The following is a 4,488-nucleotide window of genomic DNA, read 5'->3' on the forward strand; positions in this document are numbered from 1 at the left end:
GCACGGTTTAGAGCGCAACCCCCAACGCGTCGGCCACGGTGAAGATGTCCTTGTCGCCGCGCCCGCACAGATTCATCACCAGCAGGTGGTCGGCGGGGAGGGCGGGGGCGATCTTTGCGACGTGGGCGAGGGCGTGGGCGGGCTCGAGGGCGGGGATGATTCCCTCGGTGACGCAGGCGAGGCGGAAGGCGTCGAGGGCCTCGGCGTCGGTGACGCTCACGTATTCGACGCGGCCGATGTCGTGCAGCCAGGCATGCTCGGGGCCGATGCCGGGGTAGTCGAGGCCGGCGGAGATGGAGTGGCCCTCGAGGATCTGGCCGTCGGCGTCCTGCAGGAGATAGGTGCGGTTGCCGTGCAGGACGCCGGGGCGGCCGCCGGTGAGGGAGGCGGCATGCTCCATGCGCTCGTCGACGCCGTGACCGCCGGCCTCGACGCCGATGATGCGGACCTCCGCGTCGTCGAGGAAGGGGTGGAAGAGGCCCATGGCGTTGGAGCCGCCGCCGATGCAGGCGACGAGGCTGTCGGGGAGGCGGCCCTCGCGGTCGAGCATCTGGGCGCGGGTCTCCTTGCCGATGATCGACTGGAAGTCGCGGACCATGGCGGGATAGGGGTGCGGGCCGGCGACGGTGCCGATGCAGTAGAAGGTGTCGGCGACGTTGGTGACCCAGTCGCGCAGGGCCTCGTTCATCGCGTCCTTGAGGGTGCCGCGGCCGGAGGTGACCGGGACGACCTCGGCGCCGAGGAGCTTCATGCGGAAGACGTTCGGCTTCTGGCGCTCGACGTCGGTGGCGCCCATGAAGACGACGCATTTCAGGCCGAAGCGGGCGCAGACGGTGGCGGTGGCGACGCCGTGCTGGCCGGCGCCGGTCTCGGCGATGATCCGCGCCTTGCCCATGCGGCGGGCGAGGAGGATCTGGCCGAGGACGTTGTTGATCTTGTGGGCGCCGGTGTGGTTGAGCTCGTCGCGCTTGAAGTAGATCTTCGCGCCGCCGAGGCGGTCGGTGAGCCGCTCGGCGAAGTAGAGCGGCGAGGGGCGGCCGACGTAGTGCTTCCAGAGGTCGTCCATCTCGGCCCAGAAGGCGGCGTCGGTCTTGGCCTTCTCGTATTCGGCCTCGAGGTCGAGGATGAGCGGCATCAGCGTCTCGGAGACGAAGCGGCCGCCGAAGTCGCCGAAGCGGCCGCGCTCGTCGGGGCCGGTGCGGAAGGAGTTGGGCTGCTGCTGGTTCATGGCGCTCCCCTGGCCGGGCCGCGGTGCGAAATGACGGATTTCGCACGCGAAACTATAAGCAAGTTTTTGATATTACAGCGATTCATGGTGTTAATAGTTTCTTGCCGGGCCTCAGGCCTCCAGCCGCTCGGCCTCGCGGGCGCTGCGCACGAAGTCGGCGACCAGGCCCGCGTCCTTGTAGCCGGGGCGGCTTTCGACTCCGGAGGAGACGTCGACCTGCTCGGCCCCGGTCAGCCGGACCGCCTCGGCGACGTTCGCCGGCGTGAGCCCGCCGGCCAGCATCCACGGCCGCTTCCAGCGCCGGCCGCGGATGAGCCCCCAGTCGAAGGCGATGCCGTTGCCGCCCGGGATCGAGGCGTCGCGCGGCGGCCGGGCGTCGACGAGGATCTGGTCGGCAACGGAGGAATAGGCAACGAGCGCCGGGAGGTCGGCCTCGCCGGCGATGCCGACGGCCTTCATCACCGGGCGGGCGAAGCGCTGGCGCACCTCGGCCACCCGCTCGGGGGTCTCCTGGCCGTGCAACTGAAGCATGTCGACCGGCACCGCCGCGAGCAACGCCTCGAGCGTCTCGTCGGTCGCGTCCACGGTCAGCGCCACCCGCACCAGGCCCTCGGGGACGGAGGGGATGACCCAGCGGGCGTCGGCGATGGTCAGATGACGAGGCGATGGCGGGAAGAAGACGAAGCCGACGTAGCTCGCGCCCGCGTCGACCGCGGCCCCCACCTCGGCGCGCGAGCGGAGACCGCAGATCTTGACCCGCATCGGCCCGCTCAACTGCCGATCAGCGCCAGGACGTCGTCCTCCGGCTTGCCGGACTGCCGGCGCAGACGATCGACCTCGCCGCTGAGCCGCGCCGCCTCGCGCGCCTTCTGCGTCGCGCGCCGCCGGTGCTTGTGCTCGCGCAGCCACTCGAGCAGGTAGCCGGCGATCATCCCGACCAGCGCCGAGAGCAGCACCACCACGAAGAGCGGCACCTGCACCGAGAGCGGCATGACGCGCGCCATGCCTTCCGGCAGGAGGTGCAGCGTGACGATCTCGCGGTTGGCGAGCGCCAGCACGACCAGGCACACGAGGACCAAGGCCAGCAGCAGGTACTTGAGCGTCCGCATCTTCGGTCCTCCCCCGCCCGCAACGGACGGTCACTCGGCGTTCAGCCGATCCCTCAGCAGCTTCCCGGTCTTGAAGAAGGGCACGTACTTCTCCTCGACCGTCACCGCGTCGCCGGTGCGCGGGTTGCGGCCCTGCCGCGCCTCGCGCCGCTTGACCGAGAAGGCGCCGAAGCCGCGCAGCTCCACCCGGTGCCCCTGCGCCATGGCCTCGATGATCTCATCGAAGACCGTCGCGACGATCCGCTCCACATCGCGCTGGAAAAGATGCGGGTTGGCTTCGGCGATCTTTTGGATGAGCTCGGACTTTATCATCGGCGCGCCCCTGATCCCATGTGACTGCCCCGGGGCGTTAAGGCATTGAGAGACAACCCCTTGCGAATGCGCATACTGGCAGGAATCAGGGACCGATGGAATAGAGCATGGGGCTTGTCCACCGGGATATTTCCCCGAGAATCCCGCCGGTTGGCGCGATCTGGCCGAGGATCCGGCTGCCGAGGGAGCGGTCGCGTTCGACCTCCCAGTCGCGCACCGGCAGGTCGGCGAGGCTCGCGTCGCGCGATTCGAGCCAGGCGCGCGCCTCCGGCTCGCCGCCGATCTCGTCCATGAGGCCGTTCTCGACGGCGAGGCGGCCGGTGAAGACCGCACCGTTCGCCACCGCGTCGAGCGCGGCGCCCTCGAGCCCGCGCCGCTCGCCCACGAGGCCGCGGAACCAGCGGTAGCTCTCGGCGACGAGCGCCTCCTCGCGCGCCCGCGCCGCCGGGTTGGTCGGGCGGAAGGGCGAGGGCTCGGCCTTGAGCTCGGAGGAGCGCACCGTCTCGAGCTCGATGCCGAGCCGGTCCATGACCTGGGTGAGGTCGGGATATTCCATGATGACGCCGATCGAGCCGGTCAGCGTGTTGCCGCGCCCGACGACATGGTCGGCGGCGATGGCGGCGATGTAGCCGCCGGAGGCCGCCACCTCGCCGAGCTGCGCGACGAGGGGCTTGCGCTCGGCGATGCGCCGGAGCGCGGCATAGAGCGCCTCGGACCCGGCGGTCGTGCCGCCCGGCGAGTTGATGCGCAGCAGCACCGCCTTCACGCCGTCGTTCTCGGCCAGCTTGTCGAGGAGCTCGTCGCGCTTGGGGTCGTCTGTGATGATGCCGGAGATCTCGAAGCGGGCGATCTGGCTGCGCGCCGCCTCGACCGCCGCCGATCCGACGAAGAAGGCGAGCAGCATCGCCAGCGCGCCCGCGACGAGGAAGCCGCGCCAGAAGGCGGAACGGCGCCACTTGCGGCGCCGCTCCTCGTAGAAGTCACGTTCGAGAACGTCCATTCGCTCAGGCGTCGCTGTCCTTGCGCCGCAGGGCCGCGCCGAGGATGTCGCCGAGCGAGGCGCCGGAGTCGGAGGAGCCGTACTGTTCCACGGCCTCCTTCTCCTCGGCGATCTCGCGCGCCTTGATCGACAGGCCGAGCTTGCGCGACTTCGAGTCGATCGACACCACGCGGGCGTCGACATGGTCGCCCCGGGTGAAGCGCTCGGGCCGCTGCTCGGAGCGGTCGCGGGAGAGATCCGACCGGCGGATGAAGGACTTCATCCCGTCGTATTCCACCTCGATGCCGCCGTCCTCGATCGAGGTGACGGTGACGGTGACGATGTCGCCCCGCTTCACGCCGGCGATCGCCTCGGCGAAGGGATCGCCCTCCACCGCCTTGATCGAGAGCGAGATGCGCTCCTTCTCGACGTCGACGTCGGTGACCACCGCCTTGACGATGTCGCCCTTGTGGTAGCCCTGGATCGCCTCCTCGCCGGAGCGGTTCCAGTCGAGGTCCGAGAGGTGGACCATGCCGTCGATGTCGCCGTCGAGGCCGACGAACAGGCCGAACTCGGTGATGTTCTTCACCTCGCCCTCGACGGTGGTGCCGTTCGGGTGGGTGCGGGCGAAGTTCTCCCACGGGTTGCCCTGGGTCTGCTTCAGCCCGAGCGAGACGCGGCGCTTCTGGCTGTCGATCTCGAGCACGACGACCTCGACCTCCTGGGAGGTGGAGACGATCTTGCCGGGATGGACGTTCTTCTTGGTCCAGGACATCTCGGAGACGTGGACGAGCCCCTCGATCCCCGGCTCCAGCTCCACGAAGGCGCCGTAGTCGGTGATGTTGGTGACGCGGCCGGTG

6 protein-coding genes are annotated in these 4,488 nt (G+C 69.7%); all 6 read right to left on the minus strand.

Annotated features, from left to right (window positions below; all coding sequences use genetic code 11):
- Window positions 1-7 precede the first annotated feature (7 nt).
- Complete coding sequence (trpB, locus tag Q0112_RS12310) at window positions 8-1,228, minus strand: tryptophan synthase subunit beta (protein ID WP_297975758.1); 1,221 nt, start codon at window positions 1,226-1,228, stop codon at window positions 8-10.
- Window positions 1,229-1,339: 111 nt separating this feature from the next.
- Window positions 1,340-2,002, minus strand: coding sequence for a phosphoribosylanthranilate isomerase (locus Q0112_RS12315; protein ID WP_297975760.1), 663 nt, complete (start codon window positions 2,000-2,002; stop codon window positions 1,340-1,342).
- Window positions 1,999-2,337 (minus strand): LapA family protein, encoded by a 339-nt coding sequence (locus tag Q0112_RS12320; protein ID WP_297975762.1) that lies wholly within the window; start codon window positions 2,335-2,337, stop codon window positions 1,999-2,001. The genes Q0112_RS12315 and Q0112_RS12320 overlap by 4 nt, the downstream gene beginning before the upstream one ends.
- 30 nt (window positions 2,338-2,367) lie before the next feature.
- A complete protein-coding gene (gene ihfB / locus Q0112_RS12325; RefSeq protein WP_297975764.1) occupies window positions 2,368-2,649 on the minus strand; it encodes an integration host factor subunit beta in 282 nt (93 codons plus the stop codon).
- An 85-nt stretch (window positions 2,650-2,734) separates the two neighbouring features.
- Window positions 2,735-3,649, minus strand: coding sequence for a signal peptide peptidase SppA (sppA, locus tag Q0112_RS12330; RefSeq protein WP_297975766.1), 915 nt, complete (start codon window positions 3,647-3,649; stop codon window positions 2,735-2,737).
- 4 nt (window positions 3,650-3,653) lie between these two features.
- The coding region (locus Q0112_RS12335) for a S1 RNA-binding domain-containing protein (RefSeq protein WP_297975767.1) at window positions 3,654-4,488 on the minus strand (835 nt) is incomplete at its 5' end.

Source organism: uncultured Amaricoccus sp., from assembly GCF_937858865.1.
Classification (GTDB): Bacteria; Pseudomonadota; Alphaproteobacteria; order Rhodobacterales; family Rhodobacteraceae; genus Amaricoccus.

What these genes read in the sequence shown, in the direction of transcription:
- trpB (WP_297975758.1), bottom strand. Translation starts at nt 1,228, where the DNA reads ATGAACCAGCAGCAGCCCAACTCCTTCCGCACCGGCCCCGACGAGCGC.
- Q0112_RS12320 (WP_297975762.1), bottom strand. Translation starts at nt 2,337, where the DNA reads ATGCGGACGCTCAAGTACCTGCTGCTGGCCTTGGTCCTCGTGTGCCTG.
- sppA (WP_297975766.1), bottom strand. Translation starts at nt 3,649, where the DNA reads ATGGACGTTCTCGAACGTGACTTCTACGAGGAGCGGCGCCGCAAGTGG.
- ihfB (WP_297975764.1), bottom strand. Translation starts at nt 2,649, where the DNA reads ATGATAAAGTCCGAGCTCATCCAAAAGATCGCCGAAGCCAACCCGCAT.